Here is a 21,129-nt window from a genome sequence, read left to right as displayed (position 1 = left end):
TCGGCGTAGGTCCGTATCGAGTTTGCCTGCTGTCATCAGATTGATCTCTCCAGAGATACCCACGACGACATTCCCGGCCCGGCGCTCCCAGCGCACTTTGCAGAGGCAAATCCACCCGGTCGAGAGCCCGAAGTTCTCGCTGATTCACACGCTTACTTCAACTGGATATCCACTATGGCGAGCAGGAAACCTGCCGCCCCTACCAGACGAGTGGATGTGAAAGATCTTTGCTCGCAATGACGTTGGCGAATATGTCCGGAATAGCTCAGATGCCGGTTTTCTTTCGCATCGCACCCCGGGGCACTCCGCAATCGACCGACCACCCGGCACCGGACGGTCACGGTGCGCTCGCTGCACAGCCAATCCGGAACCGAAATCGGTCAGAGCCCATTACAGACCCACGCAGCTAGACAATCTGCACAGCTGCGCGGGCTTTTGTTGTCGGCAGCGGCCGACGGTGCTTGCCTTGAGGTATGTTCACCGAAGCTCAGCTGTACTCGCCGGTGACCACGGGCGCCGATGGCGATGTGACGGTGCATCTGAGCGACGAGCACCCCGGTGTGCACGACCCCGCATACCGGACCCGCCGCAATACGATTGCCGCCCTCGCCATGGCGTACCGCCCCGGCGAACCGTTACCCCGGGTCGACTACACCGCCGAGGAACAAGAGGTCTGGCGGATCGTCTCCGCCGAACTGGCCCGCAAACGCCGCCGCTACGCCTGTGCCGAGGTGCTGGCGGCCGCCGAGCACCTCGGCCTGCCCGCCGACCATATCCCCCAGCTCGGCGAGGTTTCCGAGAAACTGTTCCCACTCACGGGTTTCCGCTATGTACCCGCCGCCGGGCTGGTGCCGCTACGGCAGTTCTTCGGTTCCTTCGCGGACCGAATCTTCCACTCCACCCAGTACATTCGGCATCATTCCGCGCCGCTGTACACCCCGGAGCCCGATGCCGTCCACGAAATCCTGGGCCATGCCAATCAATTGGCGAGCCCTCGCTTCGCCGCCATCTACAACGAGGTGGGCGCGGCCGTCGCCCGGCTCGAAACCGATACCGCGCTGAAATTCCTGGCCGATGTGTTCTGGTTCTCGATGGAGTTCGGCGTGGTGCGCGAGCACGGCGAAGTCCGTTGCTACGGTGCGGGACTGCTGTCCTCGTTCGGGGAGATCGAGGAGTTCCGCGGCGCCGAGCTACGGCCGCTGAATATCGCCGAGATGGGCACCGTCGACTACGACATCACGCACTATCAACCGGTGCTGTACTGCGCGGATTCCATTGCCGAAATCGAGGATATGGTGGGCGGCTTCTTCGCCGGGATGGATGACGAGTCACCGCTCAGAGTGGCATCCCAGCCGACAGGAAAGTGATCAGGCGGGTGATGGCGTCGGGGTCGAAGGGGTCGCGGTCCAGCAGCGCCGCCTGCGCCGCCCCGATCAGGGCTCCGGCCAAGGCCCGCACCTCGAAATCGTCCGGCTCCCGCCCGTTACGCCGCGCGACCAGTTCCGAGACCATGTCGACATTGCGGTCCATCTCCCATGCCAGCACACCCCGCAATTCGGGGATGGCTCGAACGAGTGCGGCTCGCTCCCGCTCGAATTCGAATTGCTCGCGGTCCAGCGATTCGAACGTTTCCAGCGTGGCTCGCAGGAAGGCTTCCAGTGCGGACAGTTCCGAGGGCTGTTCCTCGAACTTCCGCATCAGGATCGGATCCAGATCGTCGACGAATACCACCCGTTCCTTGGAGGGGAAGTAGCGGAAGAAGGTACTCGGGGAGACCTCGGCCGCTTCGGCGATCTGCTCCACGGTGGTCGCGGGATAACCCTGCTCGTGGAACAGTCGAAACGCCTCGAGGCGAATGGTGCGCCGAGTGCGTTCCTTCTTCCGCTCGCGCAGTGTCATCCGCTCCGGCTGGGCGGATGACACTGGCGATACGGGTGTGGATTCAACCGGCATGAACCGATTGTGCCGGATCGGACTCGCCCGGCGATCGTGCCGCCCGGGAGCGGGTGACGACGGCGGCGAGCACGGTCGCCCCCAGACAGATTCCGGCGCTCACCCACAGCATGGCGCTCATCCCGCCCACGAAGGCGGAGCGCACCTGTTCGAGCATGGCCGGGTCGCGCAGCTCATCGGCCACCGCGACGCCGACATTCACGCCTTCGGAAATCGGCGGCCGATTCAACGCGCCGAGGTCGGAACGGTACTGCGTGGCGAGCACGGTACCGAGAACCGCCACGCCAATGGTGCCGCCCGCCTGCCGAAGTGCTTGCAGCAGCGCAGATCCCGAGCCGGAGCGATCCTCATCGAGTTCGCCCATGGCCAGTCCCATGGCCGACGGCATGACGAACCCCATGCCGATACCGAGCACGGTGGTCCACACCGCCGTGTACGGGAAGCCGCTGTCGATGGTCGTCAACCCACCCAGGCCGAGTCCCACGGTGAGCAGGCCGAAGCCGACTGTCAGCACCACTTTCGCACCCAGTCTGGGGAGCACCACGTCATTGATCCGGGTACCGATCACAACGCCCCCGATCAGCGGCAACAGCTGCAGCCCGCTTCCGAGGGTGTCGACCCCGAGCACCGACTGCGAATACTGCGGCACGGTAAAGAACATGCCGAACATGGCGAAGTTGGCGAGAATCAAATAGACAGTGCCCCAGCGGAATCCGGGACCGGCGAAGAGTGCGAGATCGATGAGCGGAGTCGCGGCCCGGCGCTGCCAGAGCAGGAAGGCAGCCAGCAGCGCCACCCCGGCGGCAACAGCCAGCCAGGCCGGTCGATGACCCCAGTCCCGCTCCCCGATGCGAATGAAACCATAGGTGAGGCCGAGCATTCCGACCGACGACAGCACCACGCCGGGTAGATCGATGCGACGCACCGTGCCACTGCGTGACTCCGGCACCAGCAGCGCCACCGCGATCGCGCCCACGATCACCATCGGCACATTGATCAGGAATACCGAACCCCACCAGTAGTGCTGGAGCAGCCACCCGCCGACGATCGGCCCCAGTGGAACACCGATGGCGGTCGAAGTGATCCAGATGGTGAGCGCGCGCTGCCGCGCGTCCGGATCCGGGAACAGGCTCGGTAGCACCGCCATGGACAGTGGCACGGTAGCCGCCGCGGCGATACCGAGTAGCGCGCGGGCGGCGATGAGCTGTCCGGAGGTCTGGGCGAAGGCGCAGGCTATCGAGGCGATACCGAAGAGCAACAGCGCCGCGAGCAGGATTTTCTTTCGGCCGTATCGATCACCGAGCGCGCCCGCGGGCAGCATGACGGCGGCCAGCGCGAGGGTGTAGGCGCTGCTGAACCACTGCAGGGCCGAGGTGCTGGCGTCCAGATCTACCGCCATGGTCGGCAGTGCCACGGTCAGCACCGTGATGTCGAGTCCGATGGTCAGCATGGCGATCGCGAGCGCGCCGAGGGCCAGCCAGCGCCGCGAATCCGAAGCTTTCATGACAGATCCATTCGTTTGATAGTAGCTGTAATTTGAGAGTGTCTCTCATTTGAGAGAGGCTGTCAAAATCCAGCGCCTCGGGTGGCCGAGAAGTGACACAGGCGGATTTCAGACGACGTCGGAAACTTGTCGCGATGGCACGGTGACCGGCTGTTAGCTTCGTCGGGTCCGATCTCGAATTCCGCTGAACCTCAGCGGATCCGGACGCCTAAGGATCGAAATGAGCGTTGAAGCAACAGAGTCCGAAGCCGTCGAAACCCCACTGCATCTGCGGGGGCGGGATGCTGTGATTGCCGCTGCGGCAGTCGAGAGTTGGCGCGCGGAGTCCCCCGAGTACCACCTCAGCAAGGAGGTGATGCCGAAGGAGCGAAGTACCGAGCACGCCCCGGGCTCACTGGAGGCCATCGTCGAGGAGCTGGTGAAGGTCTTCGAAATGGAGGTCTCGCACAAGAAGGATCCGGCCACCTGGGTATCCCTGGTCGCCGAGCACTACCGTGGGCGGGTCAATGGCGGACCGTGGCAGAACTCCGAGGAATTCGCTCGGATCGGCAGCTACAACATCCTCATCGGCGAGAACCCCTACTACCCCGGCGGCCAGACCTTCGAATCCTCACACGACATCTTCCATACCGCCTTTCCGGGCGGATTCTTCTGGGAGGTCCTGGAAGTCCTGTCCGGCCCGCCCACCGTCACCTTCAAATGGCGGCACTGGGGCCGCTATACCGGCGAATACCAGGGCCACCAGCCCACCGGCGAACTCATCGAAATGACCGGTATCACCATCGCCAAGGTCAGCGAGGACCTGCGCATCCTCGAACTCGAGCACTTCTACGACAACAACAAGCTACTCGGACCACTGGCGCACGGCTGCCCGGTGCGGCAGGGTTCCGACGAATAGCCTTACCCCCGAGGGTTTTTCACCTGACTTTCAGGCCTCACGCACCCCGTCATTCCGGCATGCTCGTGGCCGGAATCCACTGAACTCGTCGCCAGCGTGGTGGATTCGGCCAAACGCGCGCCGGAATGACGGGAGAGGTGCGACGACCTGCCCGCCTGTCCGACCGACGGGGGTGGGGTGTGCCGCGAGATGTCGCGAACACCCCTTTAAGCTCATCCGCGATGAGTATTCGCCACCGTCGGCTCGCGCCCCACGACCACGAATCCGTGCCGCACCAGTCACGCCCGGGTGGACAGCTACCGGCACGGGCGCGACGCCGCGTGCGCCGCCGGACCACGGCAATCACTGCGGCACTGCTCACGGCCGGGGCCACCGCGCTGACGGGTATCGGCCCCGCTCCGGGTATCGCGACCGCTCAACCACCGACTACGCAATCACCCACCAGCACAACGCCGTTCACCACCCCGAATACGGACAGCTGCCCGAACAAGACCACTCCCCCACCGCCCGTCGATACCTCCGAGGTGCCCGCGCCGGGGCAGCCCACACCCAAACCCCTTGCCATACCGGCGAAACCGGTCGGCGGGGACAAACTCGGTGGGTGCGGCGTAGTGCTGCCGAAGGGTGTGCCACAGGTGCCCGAAGGCATCTCCGCGACGGCGTGGATGGTGTCGGACCTCGATACCGGGCAGGTGCTGGCCGCCAAGGATCCGCATGGGCGCTACCGACCGGCCTCGACCATCAAGGTGCTGTTGGCGGCGGTCGCGCTGCGTGCGCTCGACCAGGACACGGTGGTGACCGGCACCCAGGAGGACGCGAATATGGAAGGCACCGCCGTCGGTATCGGTCCGGGCGGGCGCTACACCAATCTGCAACTGTTCCAGGCACTCATCATGGCGTCGGGCAATGACGCCGCGCATGCCGTCGCCGCCCAGCTCGGCGGTGACGAGGCCACCGTGGCCATGATGAACGCGCGCGCGAAACAGTTGCAGGCCTTCGATACTCGCGCCGCCACCCCGTCCGGTCTGGACGGCCCCGGGATGAGCACCTCGGCATACGACCTGTCGGTGCTGTTCCGCGATGCCATGGATATCCCGCTGTTCGCCGAGCTCATTCATACCGAACAGGCCGATTTCCCGGGCTATCCGGCCGATCCGACGAATCCGGACGGCAAGGACCGTCCCGGATATCCCATCGGCAACGACAATCACCTGCTCTTCAATTACGACGGCGCGCTCGGCGGTAAGACCGGCTTCACCGACGATGCCCGGCAGACCTTCGTGGCCGCCGCCGAGCGCGACGGACGCCGCCTGGTCGTCACCCTGTTACAGGCCGAGGTGCGCCCGTTGCGCCCGTGGGAGCAGGCCACCGAACTCCTCGACTACGGTTTCGCCCTGCCCGACAGCGCGACTATCGGCGAACTCCCCAGTGCCGACGGGCCCTCGAACCCGTCGTCGAATTCCGATGTGGTGCTGGCGAGTCCGCCCATGGACGATGCCGCCGCCGCACCGCCTCTGGACCGGGACCGCGACAATCTCCGGGTCACCCTCATGGTGGGCGGCAGCGTCCTGGTGCTGGTGCTACTGGCCGGAGCCCGTCGCCTCCACCGCCGCCGCTGACGCCGAACCTCTTGCCCGTTTGGCGGCGACATTGCCGGGATGACGAGTTTCACGGCAACCTAGCGGTGGCGGCGACGCAGGGCCGACAGTAGCCCCGCGGTCAACGCGCCCGCACCGAACAGGGCAGCGCCCACCTCGGGTCCCATGCCGCGGCCGCGCACCCGTGGCTCGATCACCGCGGGTCCGGGTGCCGGAATATCGGCCTGGACTTCATTTTCCGAGGCGGTCGCGGCCCACGCGGTGGCGAACAGAATGATCCGGGCGGTCACGTAGCTGAACACCATCAGGCCGATAATCGGACCGAAGGCGACACCGGCCGGGCTGGTGGCCACCTTCTTCAGAATCAGGGTCGCCAGTTGCTTGAAGATCTCGAAGGCGATGGCCGCTATGAGTGCCGCCCGGGCGGCACTGCGCAGGGTTACCGCGTGGCGCGGCATGCGAGCGATGACCCAGGTGAACAATGCCCAGGTCGCCAATATCGCGAGCAGTACCGACAGCAGGGTCAGCAGCACCGTGGCCCAGGGCGCGTTCTCGACGCCGAAGCGCCGCAACAGGCTCCCGACCAGTCCACTGCCCGCGAGAATGGACAGGCCCAGCGATATCACCGACGCGGCACCCAGTCCGATCAGGGCCAGCAGGTCCGACAGCTTGGTGTGCAACCAATCCTGTTCCTGCGGCTGCTGATCCCACTGCTCGGTGAGCGCGGCGCGCAGATTCGCGACCCAGCCCAATCCGGCGTAGAAGCCCGTCGCCAAACCGATCACGCCGACGCCCGTACGCGATTCGATCGCCTGGTCGATCAGATCATTGAGCTGGTCGCCCGCCGAACCCGGAATGTTCTCGACAATCTTCTGCTGGATCTCGACGAGCAGATCCGGATTGTTCGCCAGGATGAAACCGGCCACCGCGAAACTCACCATCAGCACCGGAAACAGCGACAGCACGGTGAAATAGGTAATCCCCGCGGCGTAGTAGTCGCCGCGCTGCCGCTGGTACCGGCCGCCCGCGCGAACCAGGTGGTCGAGCCATGGGCGCGCCTGAATAGAACTTTCGATTCGCGCCTGGACCTTCTCGAACACGCTCACCTCCACCACACCCCCGAAGGGGTATGTCCGCTACGCCCCCGCGGAGATGCGACCGGCGGTATGCCGCCGCCCGGCTCAGCGAGCCAGGAGGCCGACCCGGTCGTATACCTGCGCGAGCGTCTTGCCGGCGACCTCACGCGCCCGCTCCGCGCCCGCGGCGAGAATGCGGTCGAGTTCGCCCTGGTCAGCCATATACTCTTCCACCTTCGCCTGCAGAGGCGTGACAAATTCGATCAGCGCGTCGGCGGTGTCGGCCTTCAGATCGCCGTAACCCTTACCCACATAATCCTGTTCGAGGGACACGATGGGGGTTTCGGTCATGGCGCTGAGCATGGTGAGCAGGTTGGAGACGCCCGGCTTGTTTTCCGGGTCGTAGCGGATCTCGCGTTCGGTGTCGGTGACCGCCGAGCGGATCTTCTTGGCCGAGATCTTGGGATCGTCGAGCAGACTGATCAGACCCGAATCGGAGCTGGCCGATTTGCTCATCTTGGCGGTCGGATCCTGCAGGTCGTAGATCTTGGCGGTACCGGAGACAATATGCGGCTCGGGCACCACAAACGTCTTCTTGAAGCGAGTATTGAAGCGCTGCGCCAGATTTCGGGTCAGCTCCAGATGTTGGCGCTGATCCTCACCGACCGGCACCAGCTGCGGGCGGTAGAGCAGGATATCGGCGGCCATGAGCACCGGGTAGGTAAACAGACCGACGGTGGCGTTCTCCGCACCCTGTTTCGCCGACTTGTCCTTGAACTGGGTCATCCGGCTGGCCTCGCCGAAACCGGTGATGCAGTTCAGCACCCAGGCCAGTTCCGCATGCTCGGGCACCTGCGACTGCACGAACAGGGTGGACTTCTTCGGGTCCACGCCGACCGCGAGCAGCTGCGCCGCCGAAACCTTGGTCCGCCTGCGCAGCTGCTTCGGATCCTGCGGCACCGTAATGGCGTGCAGATCCGGAATGAAGTAGAAGGCGTCGAAGTCGTCCTGCAACCGCACCCAATACTGCACCGCGCCAAGGTAGTTGCCGAGGTGGAACGAATCGCTGGTCGGCTGGATCCCGGACAGGACCCGCTGTTTGCGTTCGGGAGTGGAGGCAGGGCTGGACATAAAGCGATCTTCCCACGGCCGGTCCAGCCCTTTTCCGGGCCACCCCCGCTGTCGGTCAGGCTCCGAGTCGCACAGCGAGCGGACGTGGGTCGACGCCGGGCATGCTGGGGCGACCGGAGTTGACCAACTGCTGTTCGCGACGGGTGAGGAGCCGGTACAGCGGGTGGCTCATGCCGGACAGTGGGCCGCGCAGTGGTTTGGGTACCAGGGGCGGGGCGATGTGCGCGGTGCGAACCGCCTGAGCGACGCCGCGGTAGACGACCTCCTCCGGAATACCCCATTTCAGGCCGTACATTTCGCGAATACGAGGCGGCAGGCTGCCCTGGACCAGCATGGCGAATCCATTCGCGGCCTGCTGCAGTGGCCTGGCCATGGGATAGGCCACGCGCTGGCCCATGAGGTAGGAACCGACCAGTTTCGCTTCCTCGGTGAGGAACAGTTCGTCCGAGGCCAGATAGGCGTCGAAGGAGCTGCGGAACTCCGGGTAGGTGGCGGGGGCGGCCGAGCGCGGCATGCCGAACAGTTCTCCCCAGCGGCAATAGTCCTGGTAGAGGCCTTCGCGCTCGGTATCGGTGAGGCGGCGAACCAGCAGATCGTGCATGACCTCGGCGGAATCGAAGGTGAAGGCCATGGTCATGTACATGAGGTGCGGGTCGCGGGCGGAGTAGCGGGAGCCCGCCGGATGCTTCTCGCCCGCGCTCTCGGGCAGTCCGCCATTGACTTTCGCGTGCTTCTTACCGGTGAAGGCCAGGGCCCGATCGGCTTCGGCCTTACTGCCGAGGAATACCGCCTCGAACAGGCGGCCGGTGAGCGCGAGCCGGGTGTAGGGCGTCTGCCGGTGCTGGGTGTTCTCGGCGGTGCCCACGTAGAGCAGTGGGTTGACCGCGCCTATGACCAGTGCGCGCTGGCCATAGGTGATACCCACGGCCCGCTTGCGCATGACGCGGCGGATCATCGAATCGTCGGAGAAGTAACCGGGTTCGGTCGAGTGTGCAGGCATCGTTGCCTCCCAGGGTGTGACGCACGTCAATCTGGCATCAGCATCCACCAGAATAATAATTCTGGCAAGACCTCCTGCCAGAATTGCGGCCGTGCCACAATCTCCTCGTGACCAGGCAGCGGACCTACGGCGGCATATCCGCGGAACAACGCCGCGCGCAGCGACGAACAGCCCTGCTCGACGCCGCCCTCGAAATCCTCGGCACCGAGGGAGTCGACCGCCTGACCGTCGCCGGGCTCTGCACCCGCGCGGGCCTCAATGAGCGCTACTACTACGAGCAGTTCGACAGCCGCGACGCCGTCCTGAACGCCGTCTTCGACACCATTGCCGAAGAGTTGGCCTCCGCCGTCCTGCGCGCCCTGATCACCGCCCCCGACGACACCCACGGCAAGGCGCACGCCGCCGTCGCCGCCGGTATCAACGTCCTCACCGACGACCCGCGCAAGACCCGGGTCGCGCTGCTGGTCAGCTCCACCACACCCGAATTACGCTCACGCACAATGCAGACCATTCGCACCTTCGCGAATCTGATTGCCGCCGAGGGCATCGACTTCTACGGCATTACCGATAGCGAGCCCGATCCCGCCATCGGCTTCCGCGCCACCTACCTGGTGGGCGGGCTCATGCAGACCCTCGCCAGCTGGCTACAGGGCGATCTGCCGATGACCCGCGAGGAACTCATCGATCAGACCACCGAGGTCTTCGTGCTACTCGGCGAGGATCTGGCCGCGCGCTCGCGTCGGCGCTGAACCACACCGCCTCCCCCGTCACGAGGCCACACGCTCGCGCCGCGCCTGAACCACCAACTCCCTCGCCATCCCGAGACTGCGTGCTCGCGCCGCGACTGAACCACCGACCCCTTCGTCATTCCGGCGTGTTTTTGGCCGGAATCCACCTTCGGCAGGAGTGGATCCCGGCCAAAAGCACGCCGGGATGACGGGGCTGGCGGCGAGCAGCGGGCCGAGATGACCGGGTCGCTGCGCCATGACGTCGAGGGTCGGCACACCGGGATGAGACGAGCGGATGACCTGCGCCGGTGCGTCACTCCCGGTTTCGCGAGTCGAGCTCCAGTCGAGCCGCTGAAACCCCGGCCGGTGCATCTCCCTGCAACACCACGCGGAAGACCACATCCCTTCGCGCCCAGTAGTCGGCGCAGTCGACCATGGCTTCGGCGAACCACGTCCGCTGGTCGGGCTCCTCGCCGAGCACCTGCGCCGCATCGCGGACGGCGATCACATACCCGCGGACGGGGCCGATGAAATCGTCCAGATCGCGCAGACACTCGTCGAAGGCGTCCTTATTGCCGCCGAAGTAGTACGGGAATTGCAGCGCCGCGGCGAACTCGTCGAAAACGCCTGCCACCGTGCGCATCCGGCTCCCTCGCACCTCCCGGGCCGCGTAGTCGTCGGGGGTCGCGTAGCGCACCCCACTGAATTCCGCGGCGCTGACCGGCAGTGCGCCCAGGACCGACGACCGCTGCTCGACGCGATCGGACTTCCGCGCGGTTCTCCCATCGTCGGCGGGGGCCGTTTCGGCCACGGACAGGAACCGGGAGAGCGAGATCGGCCGGGCCATCAGCGCATCCTCGTGAAGGTGTCGTAGTGGTCGCCGGTGTACCAGGCCGATCCATCACTGCCGGTGACTATCCGTTCGGCATCTCGACCCTGGCCCCGGCGTTTGGGGTTCACATCCCATTCCTGATAAGCGATGGTCTTGCCCGTCGCGTCCTTGGCGGGAAGAGCCCGCGAACGGTTGAAATATGTGTCACCGCCGCGCGTTCCGGGGGCATCGGCGGAATCCGGCCAGCGGCCCGCGTCGATTTCGACGAGGGTTTGATAGGCACGGTCCGGGATACCCGCGACTCGACTGACCGGAGCGGCGGACGTCCCCGCGGGCGCACCGGATTTGGTGGCTGGGCCGGGTTTCGGCGCGGTAGTGGCCGTCGCGGCGGTCCGAGTCCCATTGGGAGAGCTCGTATCCTGTGCGGAATCGCCGCCACGCGAGGCCAGCACCGCCACCACAGCCATCACCAGGGCGGCCCCGAGCAGGAGCCAGGCGCGTAGGCGCGGTGAGACCGTCACCGGTATTGCACCGTGACCGGAGCGTGGTCGGACCAGCGCAGCGCGTAGGTATCGGCGCGTTCCACCACGGCCTGCTTGGCGCGGGTGGCGATATCGCCACGGGCGAGGTGGTAGTCGATGCGCCAGCCGGCGTCATTATCGTAGGCGCGGCCGCGATAGGACCACCAGCTATAGGGTCCTTCGACGCCGGGATGCAGTTCGCGCACCACATCCACATAACCGGCGGCGAGCATGCTCGACACCCAGGCCCGCTCTTGCGGCAGGAACCCGGAGTTCTTGATATTGCCCTTCCAGTTCTTGATGTCGAGTTCGGAGTGACCGATATTCCAGTCCCCGCAGATAACGAAGTCACCGGTCTGCGCGTGCATGCGCGCGCCCACCTCATCGAGGAAGCGGTACTTCTCTTCCTGCATCGGGGTGTCGGCCTCACCGGTGTGCACGTACACACTGGCCACGGTCACCTCATCGAATTCGGCCTCGATATAGCGGCCGGTACCGCCGAATTCGGCACTGGGAACCCAGGTTCCGTTCTCGGCACGGCCGATGCCGATACGCACGGCCCGAGGTTCGCGCCGCGAGAGGACAGCGACGCCCGCCCGACCCTTCACACCTGGTTCGGCCAGGCTCAGGAACCATCCGGCATCCAGGGCCGGCGCCAGCGCCTTCCGGGTCTGCTCGTCGGTTGCTCGTGTCTCCTGGAGGCAGATGATGTCGGCCTCGGTGGCGGCCAGCCACTCGAGCATCCCCTTACCGGTCTTACCGGTCGCCGCTCGGATCCCGTTGACGTTGATCGTTGAGATGATGGTGGGCACGCTACGACCGTACAATGCCGCTATAGCTCTCTTCTCGTGGACATCGAGGTCCAGGAAGGGGTGATGACGATGACGTCAGGCACCGCCAAGCCCGCCACCCCGCTCGCGCCGATGAAGGCCCTTCACATGGGTTCCGGCGAACCGCTGCTCCTACTGCACGGGTTCATGCTTTCCCCGCATTGCTGGGAGCAGGTGGCCGAGCGAATGGCGAGCCACTGCGAAGTCTTCGCTCCGACCTTCGCAGGTCATTGGGGCGGACCGGATTTCGAGGGCTGGTACCTGGACGTAAGTGCCCTTGCCGATCGCATCGAGGATCAGCTCGATGAAATGGGTTGGCGCACGTGTCATATAGCCGGTAATTCGCTGGGTGGCTGGGTCGGCTTCGAACTGGCCCGACGTGGCCGCGCCCGCACGCTCACCGTTATTGCTCCGGCAGGTGGCTGGCAAACGCCGTCGGTCCTGATGTTCCGGGTCGGTCTGAAATTCCTGGGTCTGGTGCCCATTGTGGAGATCGGTAAGCGGCTCCCGCCCGCAGTCACCTTCAGCGCACCGGTCCGCCAGGTGGTCGCGGCACTGCTCACCAAGAACACCGCCGCCGCGCCCCGCCGCGCCATCCAGGCCGCCATCACCTCCGCCACGAACTGCCGAGCCCTTCTCCCGTTCTTGGTCAGCGGGCTGCGCGGCCCCGGCCTGGAGGACATCTCCGATGTGAGCAGCCCGGTCCGGCTATTGATGTGCGACAGCGACCGCATCATTCCCAATCGCCTCTACGCCCGCCGCTTCCTGCGGGAACTGCCGGAGACCGCCGATCGCATCATGATCCACGGTGTCGGCCACGTCCCCATGTTGGAAGCCCCGGACCGCATTGCGACCCTGATCGCCGAACACGTCTACGCCAGCCGCACGCGTTTGCGCGCCGTCTAGTGGCCGTCACACATTTCCACACCTCGCCGCCTGAGCTGCTGGTGTTGGATTCCGGCAACAAGCATGCCGGAATGACGGGGGTGGGGACCCGAGTGCCGAGTCTCGGGCGGCACCCGGATCCCATCCGCTTCCCCCGGGATGATCGCGTCCGCGCCCCTCAGCTGTAGAGCGCCTCGATCTCGGAGGCGTACTTCTCGGCAATCGGCTTGCGCTTCAGCGACATTTTCGGGGTGAGTTCATCGCCGCCGGGCTCCCACACCTGCGACAGCACGGTGAACTTCTTGATCTGTTCGACGCGCGAGAGCCGCTCATTGGCTTCCTTGATGCCCGCGTCCAGGACCGCGCGCACGCCCGGATCTTCGGCCAGTACGGCGGGCGAGGCATCGGCCAGTCCGTGCCGGGCCGCGTAGGCGGTGCAGGCATCGGGATCGAGGGTGAGCAGTGCGCTCACATAGGACCGGTTGTCACCGATCGCGACCACCGCGCCCACCAGCGGGCAGCTGACCTTCACCGCCCCTTCGATATTCGACGGCGACATATTCTTTCCCGCCGCATTGATAATGAGCTCTTTCTTGCGGTCGACAATGCGGATGTAGCCGTCGGCGTCGATGGCGCCGATATCGCCGGTGTGCATCCAGCCGTCGGCGTCGACGGCCTCGGCGGTCTGCTCGGGCGCATGGCGGTAGCCGCGCATAATGAGCGGGCCGCGCACCAGCAGCTCACCGTCCTCGGCGACGGTCACCTCGGTCCCCGGCAGTGCGCGGCCGACGGTGCCGATGCGAATGGCATCGGGACTATTGAGGGTGGCGGCGGCGGAGGTCTCGGTCATTCCCCAACCCTCACAGACCGGAATGCCCAGTCCGAGAATGAAAGCCAAGGCATCGGGGGCGATCGGCGAGGCACCGGTAATGGCCCCGCGCACCTGATCCATGCCCATTTTCGCGCGCAGGGTGCTGAGCACCAATCGTTCGGCCACGCCGTGCTGAACCCGTAGGGCAAGCGGAATCGCCTTGCCGTCGGACCTGCGCCGCGCGACCTCGATACCGGTGCCGATGGCCCATCCCACCAGCGCGCGTTTGACCGGACTCTCCTGTGCGACAAGCGCTTCGATACCCGCTTTGATCTTGTACCAAATGGCGGGTACGGCCAGGAACAGGGTGGGCCGCACCTGCGGCAGCGTGGCCACCAGTTGCTTGGGGTCGGCCACGGTGGTGATCTGCACACCCTCGATGAGGTTGTTGTAGTGGCAGAACGCCCGATTGGCCAGATGCGCGTCGGGCAGGTACGACACCACCCGATCGCCGAATCGCACGTCGAAAAGCGCTGTGACCGCACGGAATTCCGCCAGCATATTGGCGTGGGTCAGTTCGACGCCCTTGGGCGGCCCGGTCGTGCCGGAGGTGTAGACGATGGTGAGCAGCGAGCTCTCCTCGACCGCCTGCCACGCCGCGTCGAAATCGAACTCCGGGGCCTGCAGTGCCGCTACCTCATCGAGGGTTATGCCGTCGTCGATCGGCCCGTCCACGCAGATGAAATGCTCGACCGTCCCGGCGATATTCGCCGCCCGCAACTTCTCGACGAACTGGGTCTCGGTAATCACCACCCGGTTCCCGGCATTGGCGAACAGATGCGAAACCTGTTCCGCGGTAAAGGTGTTGTAGATCGAGAACGGCGTCGCGCCGGTGTGCAGCACCGCCGTATCGGACAGATGGAACTGCGGCACATTGGTGAGCATGACCGCCACCGTGTCCCCGGACCGGACGCCCAGGGCCGACAGTCCCGTCGCGATCCGGCGGACCCGGTCGGCGTATTGCCGCCAGGTAATGCCGGCGGTGCCATCGGGTCCGCGTAATGCGATGTCATCGGGGTTTCGCGCGGCGGTGGCCTGGAAGGCCGCGCACAGGCTTCTGGGCTGCTCGGTCACAGCTACTGCTCCATTCGTGACAGGCGGTACTGATCCAGTGTCGGTCAGTCGTTCACGCCGCGGGTGAAATCTGTCCGACTCTCATCCGGTCCGCTCCCGATGGTCGCCCGACCGGGCGATGAGATCGAGCAGTAGCCGGGTCACGGTGTCGGGGTCATCGAGTTGCGGACAATGCCCGGCCTTCGGCAGCACCAGCAATTCGCTGCCGGGCAGCAGGGCATGCAGCGACCGACTGGCGGTGACCGGAATGATCCGGTCCTTGGCACCGTGCACGACGAGCGTGGGGCACGACACCGTGAGAGTGCCGTGTGTGAACGGGTTTTCGCGGGCGTACCGCACCGCGTCACGGGCTCTGGCGGCGGCAGCGGACATATTCGGGATCGAGCGGAGTGCGGTGGCGACGAAGTCCGGATCGGCGGCCCTGCCCGGGGCATAGACGAGGGTCGACACACCCCGGCGGACACACCAGTGCACCACTCGGTCGGGCACCGGCAGCGCACCCGCGATATCGAACAGTCGCGCGTAGTCGCGTCGTCGCGACAGACGAGCCAGCCAGTGACGCGCCAATACCGGCTCGTCGAGGGTGAGCAGAGCGACCGCGCGGCCCTGGCGATCGCGGGCCGCCGCGCGCAGTGCGGTGGTGGCACCGAGCGAATTGCCCACCAGGACAACGGGACCGTGTTCGGCGACGAGCGCATCGGCGAAGGTGTCGAACTGCGGATTCAGTGGGCCGGGCTGCCGCGGATCGGCCAGGCCGAAGCCGGGCAGATCCGCGGCAACGGCCCGCTGCCCCGCCGCCGCGAGCCGCGACAGCACCCCACGCCAGGTATCGGCGCTATCGCAGTAACCGTGCAGCAGTACGACGGTCGGCCCCACACCCGCGGTGGACAGTTCGCGGGTCCGCACTCCGGCGTACTCGCGCACGGACTCCGTCACCGCGCTGTGATCGAAGGTCATCATGGCTGACGTCCTATGCCAGCAGGCCCTTGGCCACGTGGGTCACTTGGATCTCATTGCTACCCGCGTAGATCATCAGCGACTTGGCATCGCGGGCGAGCTGTTCGACCCGGTACTCGGTCATATAGCCATTGCCGCCGAACAGCTGTACCGCCTCCATGGCCACGTCGGTGGCGGCCTCGGAGGAGTAGAGCTTCATGGCCGAGGCTTCGGCCAGGCTCGGCGGCTTACCGGCACGGCTGCGCTCCAGGGCGTTGAACACCATGTTCTGCACATTGATTCGCGCGACCTCCATCTTGGCCAGCTTCAACTGCACCAGCTGGAAGCGACCGATCTCCTGGCCCCACAGTGTGCGGTTCTTGGCGTAATCGACGCAGAGGCGGTGGCATTCATTGATGATGCCCAGCGACATGAACGCGACGCCGAGCCGTTCGGCGGTGAAACTCGAACGGGCGCTTTCGCGTCCGTCGCCGCCCTTGTGCTCCTCGGTCTCACCGAGCAGCCGATCCTTCGACAGCCGCACATTGTCGAAGAACAGCTCTCCGGTGGGCGAGGAGTGCAGCCCCATCTTCTTGAACGGCTTGCCCTGGGTGAGTCCCTCCATGCCCTTGTCGAGGACGAAGGTGAGCACCTTGCGATCGCGCTTATCGATGCCGTCGCCCTCGTCGAGCTTGGCGTAAACCACCATGACATCGGCGAAGGGACCGTTGGTGATGAAGGTCTTCTGGCCGTTGAGGATGTAGTCCTCGCCGTCGCGCTTGACGTAGGTCTTCATGCCACCGAAGGCATCGGACCCGGAGTCCGGCTCGGTAATCGCCCAGGCCGCGACCTTTTTCATGGTCACGATATCGGTGAGCCAGCGTTCCTTCTGCGCGAGCGTGCCGCGCGACATGATGGTGGTGGCGCCGAGGCCGATACTCACGCCCATGGAGCTCACCAAACCCATGCAGACACCGGACAATTCGCTGATCAGCACCGCCATCAGCGATTCCTGACCGCTGAACGGGCTACCGCCGTCGGCCTTCTTGTCCTTCTTCGGCTTCTCCGGCAGCGGCTCACCGGCGGCGAGCGCCTCCTCCTTGGCGCGCTGCTTGGCGAGCATCTTCTCGACGGTCTCGCCGATCATGACGTCGATACCGAACTCGCTGAACAGCTTTCGGACCACCGGGTAGGGCAGCATCTCGCCGCTGTCCAGTTCGTCCAGGTGCGGACGCACTTCCTTGTCGATGAAGGTGCGCACCGCGCCGCGGATCATCTCATCGGTCTCGGACCACTCGAACATCGTTGTTCTCCTTGGAGTCTCGCAGCTGGAATGCTCGCGGCGGCCGGATCAGGGCAGCCGGTCGCCGATATCGTCGATGAGCCACGGGCCCTCGGTCTCGATGGTCTTCACGTCGTGCCAGCCCGCCAGTTCGGAGATGGCACCGCCCTGCACCGCGAACACCTTGCCGGTGATCGGGCACTTCTCGGTGGCCAGGTAGGCCACCAGCGGGGAGATATTGGCGGGGCTGAAGGCGTCGAATCCGCCCTCCTCCAACGCATCGGCCTCGGCAGCCATCATCGCGCCCATACCCGGCGTGGCCAGGGTGAGGCGGGTGCGGGCGATCGGCGCGATGGCATTGACGCGCACACCGTAGCGGCCCAGTTCGTCGGCGGCGACCAGGGTGAGCGCGGCAATGGCGGCCTTGGCGGCACCGTAATTGGCCTGCCCGGCATTCGGCACCGTGGTACCCGAGGCCGAGGCGGTATTGATGACGGCCGCGCTGGGCTGGTTACCGGCCTTGGACTGGTCTTTCCAGTAGGCGGCGGCGTGACGCAGTACGGCGGCATGACCCTTGAGATGCACCGCGATAACCGAATCCCACTGCGACTCATCCATACCGGCGATGAATGCGTCCCGCAGAATGCCCGCGTTATTGACCACCACGTCCAGGCGGCCGAACTCCGAAATCGCCTGATCGACCAGGCCTTTCGCGCCCTGCCAATCCGCGACATTGTCGGTATTGGCAATCGCGCGCCCCCCTGCGGCGACGATCTCGTTCACGACCTCCTGCGCCGGGCCGGTATCGGCGCCTTCACCGGCATTGCTGCCACCGAGATCGTTCACGACGACCGCGGCCCCCTCGCGGGCGAACAGCAGTGCGTGCTCACGGCCGATACCGCGACCGGCACCGGTAATGACGGCAACCCGACCTTCGAGTGCACCCATGGTCTTCTCCTTCGACAAGCTTGAAGTGGTCAGTCCGCGACGACGGCCAGGCCGTCGGTGAGGACCAGGTCCTCGCCGCGTCCGGTCACGAACGAGTAGGTGGTGGCACCGTTCTCACTGCCGGTCCGCCAGATCCGGGTCTCCAGATCGTCATTGGGGAAGACCATCTTCGAGAAACGCACCGCGAATCGCTTGAGCCGGTTGACATCCGATCCCGCCACCTCGGTGAGCACCGCCCACGACGACATGGCCATGGTGCACAGACCGTGCGCGATGATGCCCGGCAGTCCGGCGTCCTTGGCGACCTGCTCGTCCAGATGCAGCGGCACCGGGTCACCGGAAGCTGGTGCGTACCGGTATGTCTGGTCGGCGTCCACGTGTGCGGTCACCGCGGCCAGCGGCGGCTGCTGCGCGAGTGCGGTGTCGAACTTGTGCGCCGGAGCGCCCTCGCCGACCAGCGGACCGGCATTCACATTGCGGAAGAACGCGGTCAGGTACTGCTCATTGACCAGTTCTCCGTCCTCGCCGCGGCATTCGATGAGCACGGTAATGGTGGAGCCATTGTCCTTGCCCTCGTAGCCGATGACCTTGGCCCGCGACACCAGGGTGTCGCCGGGGCGGATCGGGCGATGGAAGTGGAAGTCCTGCTCGCCGTGTACGACCCGGCCGAAGATATTCATCGGCACCACGTCGAGGATCGGCATCATCATGGCCTCGAAGACCGGGACGATGCCGAAGATCGGCGGGGCCACATCCCCCTCGAGGTGCGCCTCGATGGGATCGTTGGTGGCGGCGGCGTATTCGGCGATCCGCTCGGCGGTGACCTCGAACCGCTCCTCGTCACACCAGACGTTCAGCCCGCTGGAGTCGAAGGCGACTGTGTCACTGGAAGTCACAGGGTCGGCCGACATCTCAGGCCGCCGTGGCCAGGGCGTCGAGCTGGGTCAGGGTCTTGTCGAGCTGGGTCAGGCCGTCCTTCTCGACCGCCTTGCCGAGCGCACCCTTGATCAGCGCGCCCTCGAAATCGCCGGATACCGAGAAGTTGGTGCCCTCGGCGCCCGCGGTGATATCAAAGCTGAACTGCACCTTCACACCGGCCATACCGGTGCCGCCGAGTACCAGCTTGTTCGGCGCGTCGACACTCTCGACGACCCATTCGATCTTATTGGCCATACCGAGCATCATGATCTTGGCGACCAGCTTGGAACCGGGGGCCAGGGTGGCCGGGGGCTCGTCGATCCAGCGCTCGTGAATGCTGAACCACTTGTCCCAGGTCTGCGGATCGGAGACGACGGCCCACAGGGCTTCGGGGGTGGCGCTCAGGGTCTTGTTGGCTTCGATATGTCCCATGATGAAAACTCCTTTGGTTCCCCGTGATCCCGGCTGACGCCGGGATCACGGAATTGCTATTGGGTACGACGGGTCCGGCAGGGTCAGCGGTCGGCGCGCTGGTAGGCCGTGACGACGGCCGCGCCACCGAGGCCGATATTGTGCTGGAGGGCGGCGGTGACGTTGTCGACCTGCCGCTTGTCGGCGGTGCCGCGCAATTGCCAGGTGAGCTCACTGCACTGCGCCAGACCGGTGGCGCCCAGCGGGTGCCCCTTGGAAATCAGGCCGCCGGAGGGGTTCACGACCCACTTACCGCCGTAGGTGGTCTGGTTGTCGTCGATCAACTGCCCGGCCTCACCCTCACCGCACAGGCCCAGGGCCTCGTACAGCAGCAGTTCATTGGCGGAGAAGCAGTCATGCAGCTCGATGACCTGGAAGTCGTCCGCGCCGAGGCCGGCCTGCTCGTAAACGCTCTGTGCGGCTTTGACATTCATGTCGTAGCCGATGAGGTTCTTGGCGGTCTCGTTGAAGGTGGAGGCGAAGTCGGTGGTCATGGCCTGACCGACGATCTCCACGGCCTGGCTCGCCAGACCGTGCCTTTCGACGAACGCCTCGCTGGCGAGAATGGCCGCGCCCGAACCGTCGGAGGTGGGCGAGCACTGCAGCTTGGTCAGCGGATCGTAAATGGTGCGCGAGGCCAGAATGTCCTCGAGTGAATACGCGTCCTGGAACTGCGAATACGGGTTGTTGACCGAGTGCTTGTGGTTCTTGAACCCGATCTTCGCGAAGTGCTCCGCGGTGGTGCCGTACTGCTTCATGTGCTCACGACCGGCAGCGCCGAACATCCATGGCGCGGGCGGGAACAGCACCTCGGAGATCTCCGCGAGTGCCATCATGTGCTTGGCCATGGGCTGTTCGCGGTCGTCCCATACCGAACCCAGCGACCCCGGCTGCATCTTCTCGAAGCCCAGCGCGAGGGTGCAGTCCGCGAGCCCGCCTCGAATCGCCTGTGCCGCAAGGTAGAGCGCGGTGGAACCGGTCGAGCAGTTGTTGTTCACATTGACGACCGGAATACCGGTCATACCCAGCTCGTAGACGGCGCGCTGACCGGAGGTGGACTCGCCGTACACGTAGCCCACATAGGCCTGCTGCACTTCGCGGTACTCGATTCCGGCATCGGCAAGCGCCTTGGTCCCCGACTCCCGGGCCATATCCGGGTAGTCCCAGTCGCTGCCGTCTTCGTTCTTGCGCCGCCCCGGCTTCTCGAACTTCGTCATGCCGACGCCGACGACGTAAACCCTGTTCGCCATCGAACTCCCTTAAATCGGGCCGCCCACGACCTGGTGAGCGGCACTGTCGATCCAGCCGGACCGAACTGCAAACAAACATACAGAGCTGTACGTAAGCGTGCAAGAGATGCGTTCCGTAGCAAACCTATGAACCGAGAATCACCAGGTCGGCGCGGCGGTCGCGGTACATACAGCTAGAGGTGTATGTCACCCCCACTCGTCATCCCGGCGTGTTTTTGGCCGGGATCCACACCGCCCGGGCAGGTAGTGGATTCCGGCCAAAAGCACGCCGGAATAGCGGGGGGAATGACGGGCAAATGGCGGGTGACGACGGGCATGGGGGCCGTGCGCCACCGAGTAGCCGGGAATTGTGACGGCCGTCACCGGTGAGGGTGAAGTAACAGCGGCGTAATCGATCGGCAATTCCCCGTCCATATCCCTATA

General features: G+C 65.3%; 20 protein-coding genes. 5 read left to right on the top strand and 15 right to left on the bottom strand.

The features are described from left to right. Window positions 1-473: 473 nt before the first annotated feature. Complete coding sequence (locus tag NU1_RS32425; protein WP_067527290.1) at window positions 474-1,367, top strand: phenylalanine 4-monooxygenase; 894 nt, start codon at window positions 474-476, stop codon at window positions 1,365-1,367. Here the strand turns inward: NU1_RS32425 and NU1_RS32420 are convergent. Together NU1_RS32420 and NU1_RS32415 are read right to left on the bottom strand one after the other, a co-directional pair. After that, complete coding sequence (locus NU1_RS32420; RefSeq protein ID WP_245720416.1) at window positions 1,336-1,953, bottom strand: acyl-CoA-like ligand-binding transcription factor; 618 nt, start codon at window positions 1,951-1,953, stop codon at window positions 1,336-1,338. The genes NU1_RS32425 and NU1_RS32420 overlap by 32 nt on opposite strands. Further along, on the bottom strand, window positions 1,943-3,457 hold the full coding sequence (locus NU1_RS32415; protein WP_067527288.1) for an MFS transporter: 1,515 nt from the start codon (window positions 3,455-3,457) through the stop codon (window positions 1,943-1,945). Before NU1_RS32415 ends, NU1_RS32420 begins: the two co-directional genes overlap by 11 nt. Window positions 3,458-3,677: 220 nt before the next feature. On the opposite strand from NU1_RS32415, the gene NU1_RS32410 reads away from it, so the two are divergent. Next, entirely contained in the window at window positions 3,678-4,355 is a 678-nt protein-coding gene (locus tag NU1_RS32410) for a nuclear transport factor 2 family protein (RefSeq protein ID WP_067527287.1), read from the top strand. A 221-nt stretch (window positions 4,356-4,576) separates the two neighbouring features. Next, entirely contained in the window at window positions 4,577-5,974 is a 1,398-nt protein-coding gene (locus tag NU1_RS32405) for a D-alanyl-D-alanine carboxypeptidase family protein (RefSeq protein WP_084522012.1), read from the top strand. A gap of 59 nt (window positions 5,975-6,033) precedes the next feature. Here the strand turns inward: NU1_RS32405 and yhjD are convergent, their stop codons facing one another. The 3 genes from yhjD to NU1_RS32390 form a co-directional block, all read right to left on the bottom strand. Further along, window positions 6,034-7,059 (bottom strand): inner membrane protein YhjD, encoded by a 1,026-nt coding sequence (yhjD, locus tag NU1_RS32400; protein WP_084522017.1) that lies wholly within the window; start codon window positions 7,057-7,059, stop codon window positions 6,034-6,036. Between the two features lie 75 nt (window positions 7,060-7,134). Beyond that, window positions 7,135-8,160: a tryptophan--tRNA ligase gene (gene trpS, locus NU1_RS32395; RefSeq protein ID WP_067527285.1), complete on the bottom strand. Its 1,026-nt coding sequence runs from the start codon at window positions 8,158-8,160 to the stop codon at window positions 7,135-7,137. A 55-nt stretch (window positions 8,161-8,215) separates the two neighbouring features. Next, entirely contained in the window at window positions 8,216-9,160 is a 945-nt protein-coding gene (locus NU1_RS32390; RefSeq protein WP_067527284.1) for an oxygenase MpaB family protein, read from the bottom strand. A 107-nt stretch (window positions 9,161-9,267) separates the two neighbouring features. Between NU1_RS32390 and NU1_RS32385 the strand changes: the two genes are divergently transcribed. Further along, the gene (locus tag NU1_RS32385) at window positions 9,268-9,909 is read left to right on the top strand and encodes a TetR/AcrR family transcriptional regulator (protein ID WP_067527283.1); all 642 of its coding nucleotides are present in this window, start codon (window positions 9,268-9,270) and stop codon (window positions 9,907-9,909) included. A gap of 292 nt (window positions 9,910-10,201) precedes the next feature. On the opposite strand, the gene NU1_RS32380 is transcribed toward NU1_RS32385, so the two are convergent. Genes NU1_RS32380 through NU1_RS32370 form a run of 3 tightly spaced genes read right to left on the bottom strand, consistent with a single transcriptional unit; the run spans window position 10,202 to window position 12,053 of the window. Next, the gene (locus tag NU1_RS32380; RefSeq protein ID WP_067527282.1) at window positions 10,202-10,735 is read right to left on the bottom strand and encodes a barstar family protein; all 534 of its coding nucleotides are present in this window, start codon (window positions 10,733-10,735) and stop codon (window positions 10,202-10,204) included. Further along, window positions 10,735-11,241 (bottom strand): guanyl-specific ribonuclease, encoded by a 507-nt coding sequence (locus tag NU1_RS32375; protein WP_245720415.1) that lies wholly within the window; start codon window positions 11,239-11,241, stop codon window positions 10,735-10,737. Before NU1_RS32375 ends, NU1_RS32380 begins: the two co-directional genes overlap by 1 nt. Beyond that, window positions 11,238-12,053 carry an exodeoxyribonuclease III gene (locus NU1_RS32370; RefSeq protein ID WP_067527281.1) on the bottom strand — a complete coding sequence of 272 codons (816 nt, stop codon included), beginning with the start codon at window positions 12,051-12,053 and terminating at the stop codon, window positions 11,238-11,240. Before NU1_RS32370 ends, NU1_RS32375 begins: the two co-directional genes overlap by 4 nt. Before the next feature lie 63 nt (window positions 12,054-12,116). On the opposite strand from NU1_RS32370, the gene ephH reads away from it, so the two are divergent. Next, window positions 12,117-12,977 (top strand): epoxide hydrolase EphH, encoded by an 861-nt coding sequence (gene ephH, locus NU1_RS32365; RefSeq protein WP_245720414.1) that lies wholly within the window; start codon window positions 12,117-12,119, stop codon window positions 12,975-12,977. 157 nt (window positions 12,978-13,134) lie between these two features. On the opposite strand, the gene NU1_RS32360 is transcribed toward ephH, so the two are convergent. The 7 genes from NU1_RS32360 to NU1_RS32330 all read right to left on the bottom strand — a co-directional run bounded on the left by NU1_RS32360 (window position 13,135) and on the right by NU1_RS32330 (window position 20,706). Continuing rightward, window positions 13,135-14,901: an AMP-dependent synthetase/ligase gene (locus tag NU1_RS32360; protein ID WP_067527280.1), complete on the bottom strand. Its 1,767-nt coding sequence runs from the start codon at window positions 14,899-14,901 to the stop codon at window positions 13,135-13,137. Between the two features lie 81 nt (window positions 14,902-14,982). Beyond that, entirely contained in the window at window positions 14,983-15,861 is an 879-nt protein-coding gene (locus tag NU1_RS32355; RefSeq protein WP_245720413.1) for an alpha/beta fold hydrolase, read from the bottom strand. 10 nt (window positions 15,862-15,871) lie between these two features. Then, window positions 15,872-17,140 carry an acyl-CoA dehydrogenase family protein gene (locus NU1_RS32350; protein ID WP_067527279.1) on the bottom strand — a complete coding sequence of 423 codons (1,269 nt, stop codon included), beginning with the start codon at window positions 17,138-17,140 and terminating at the stop codon, window positions 15,872-15,874. Between the two features lie 48 nt (window positions 17,141-17,188). Next, a complete protein-coding gene (locus NU1_RS32345; protein ID WP_067527278.1) occupies window positions 17,189-18,067 on the bottom strand; it encodes an SDR family oxidoreductase in 879 nt (292 codons plus the stop codon). A gap of 29 nt (window positions 18,068-18,096) precedes the next feature. After that, complete coding sequence (locus NU1_RS32340) at window positions 18,097-18,978, bottom strand: MaoC/PaaZ C-terminal domain-containing protein (RefSeq protein WP_067527277.1); 882 nt, start codon at window positions 18,976-18,978, stop codon at window positions 18,097-18,099. A gap of 1 nt (window position 18,979) precedes the next feature. After that, entirely contained in the window at window positions 18,980-19,417 is a 438-nt protein-coding gene (locus NU1_RS32335; RefSeq protein ID WP_067527276.1) for a type II toxin-antitoxin system Rv0910 family toxin, read from the bottom strand. Window positions 19,418-19,500: 83 nt separating this feature from the next. Then, window positions 19,501-20,706: a lipid-transfer protein gene (locus NU1_RS32330; RefSeq protein WP_067527275.1), complete on the bottom strand. Its 1,206-nt coding sequence runs from the start codon at window positions 20,704-20,706 to the stop codon at window positions 19,501-19,503. Between the last annotated feature and the right edge of the window lie 423 nt (window positions 20,707-21,129).

The organism is Nocardia uniformis NBRC 13702 (assembly GCF_001613345.1).
GTDB classification, from domain to species: Bacteria; Actinomycetota; Actinomycetes; order Mycobacteriales; family Mycobacteriaceae; genus Nocardia; species Nocardia uniformis.
The sequence above is the reverse complement of the archived record's forward strand: the minus strand, read 5'-3'. Positions and strand labels throughout refer to the sequence as shown.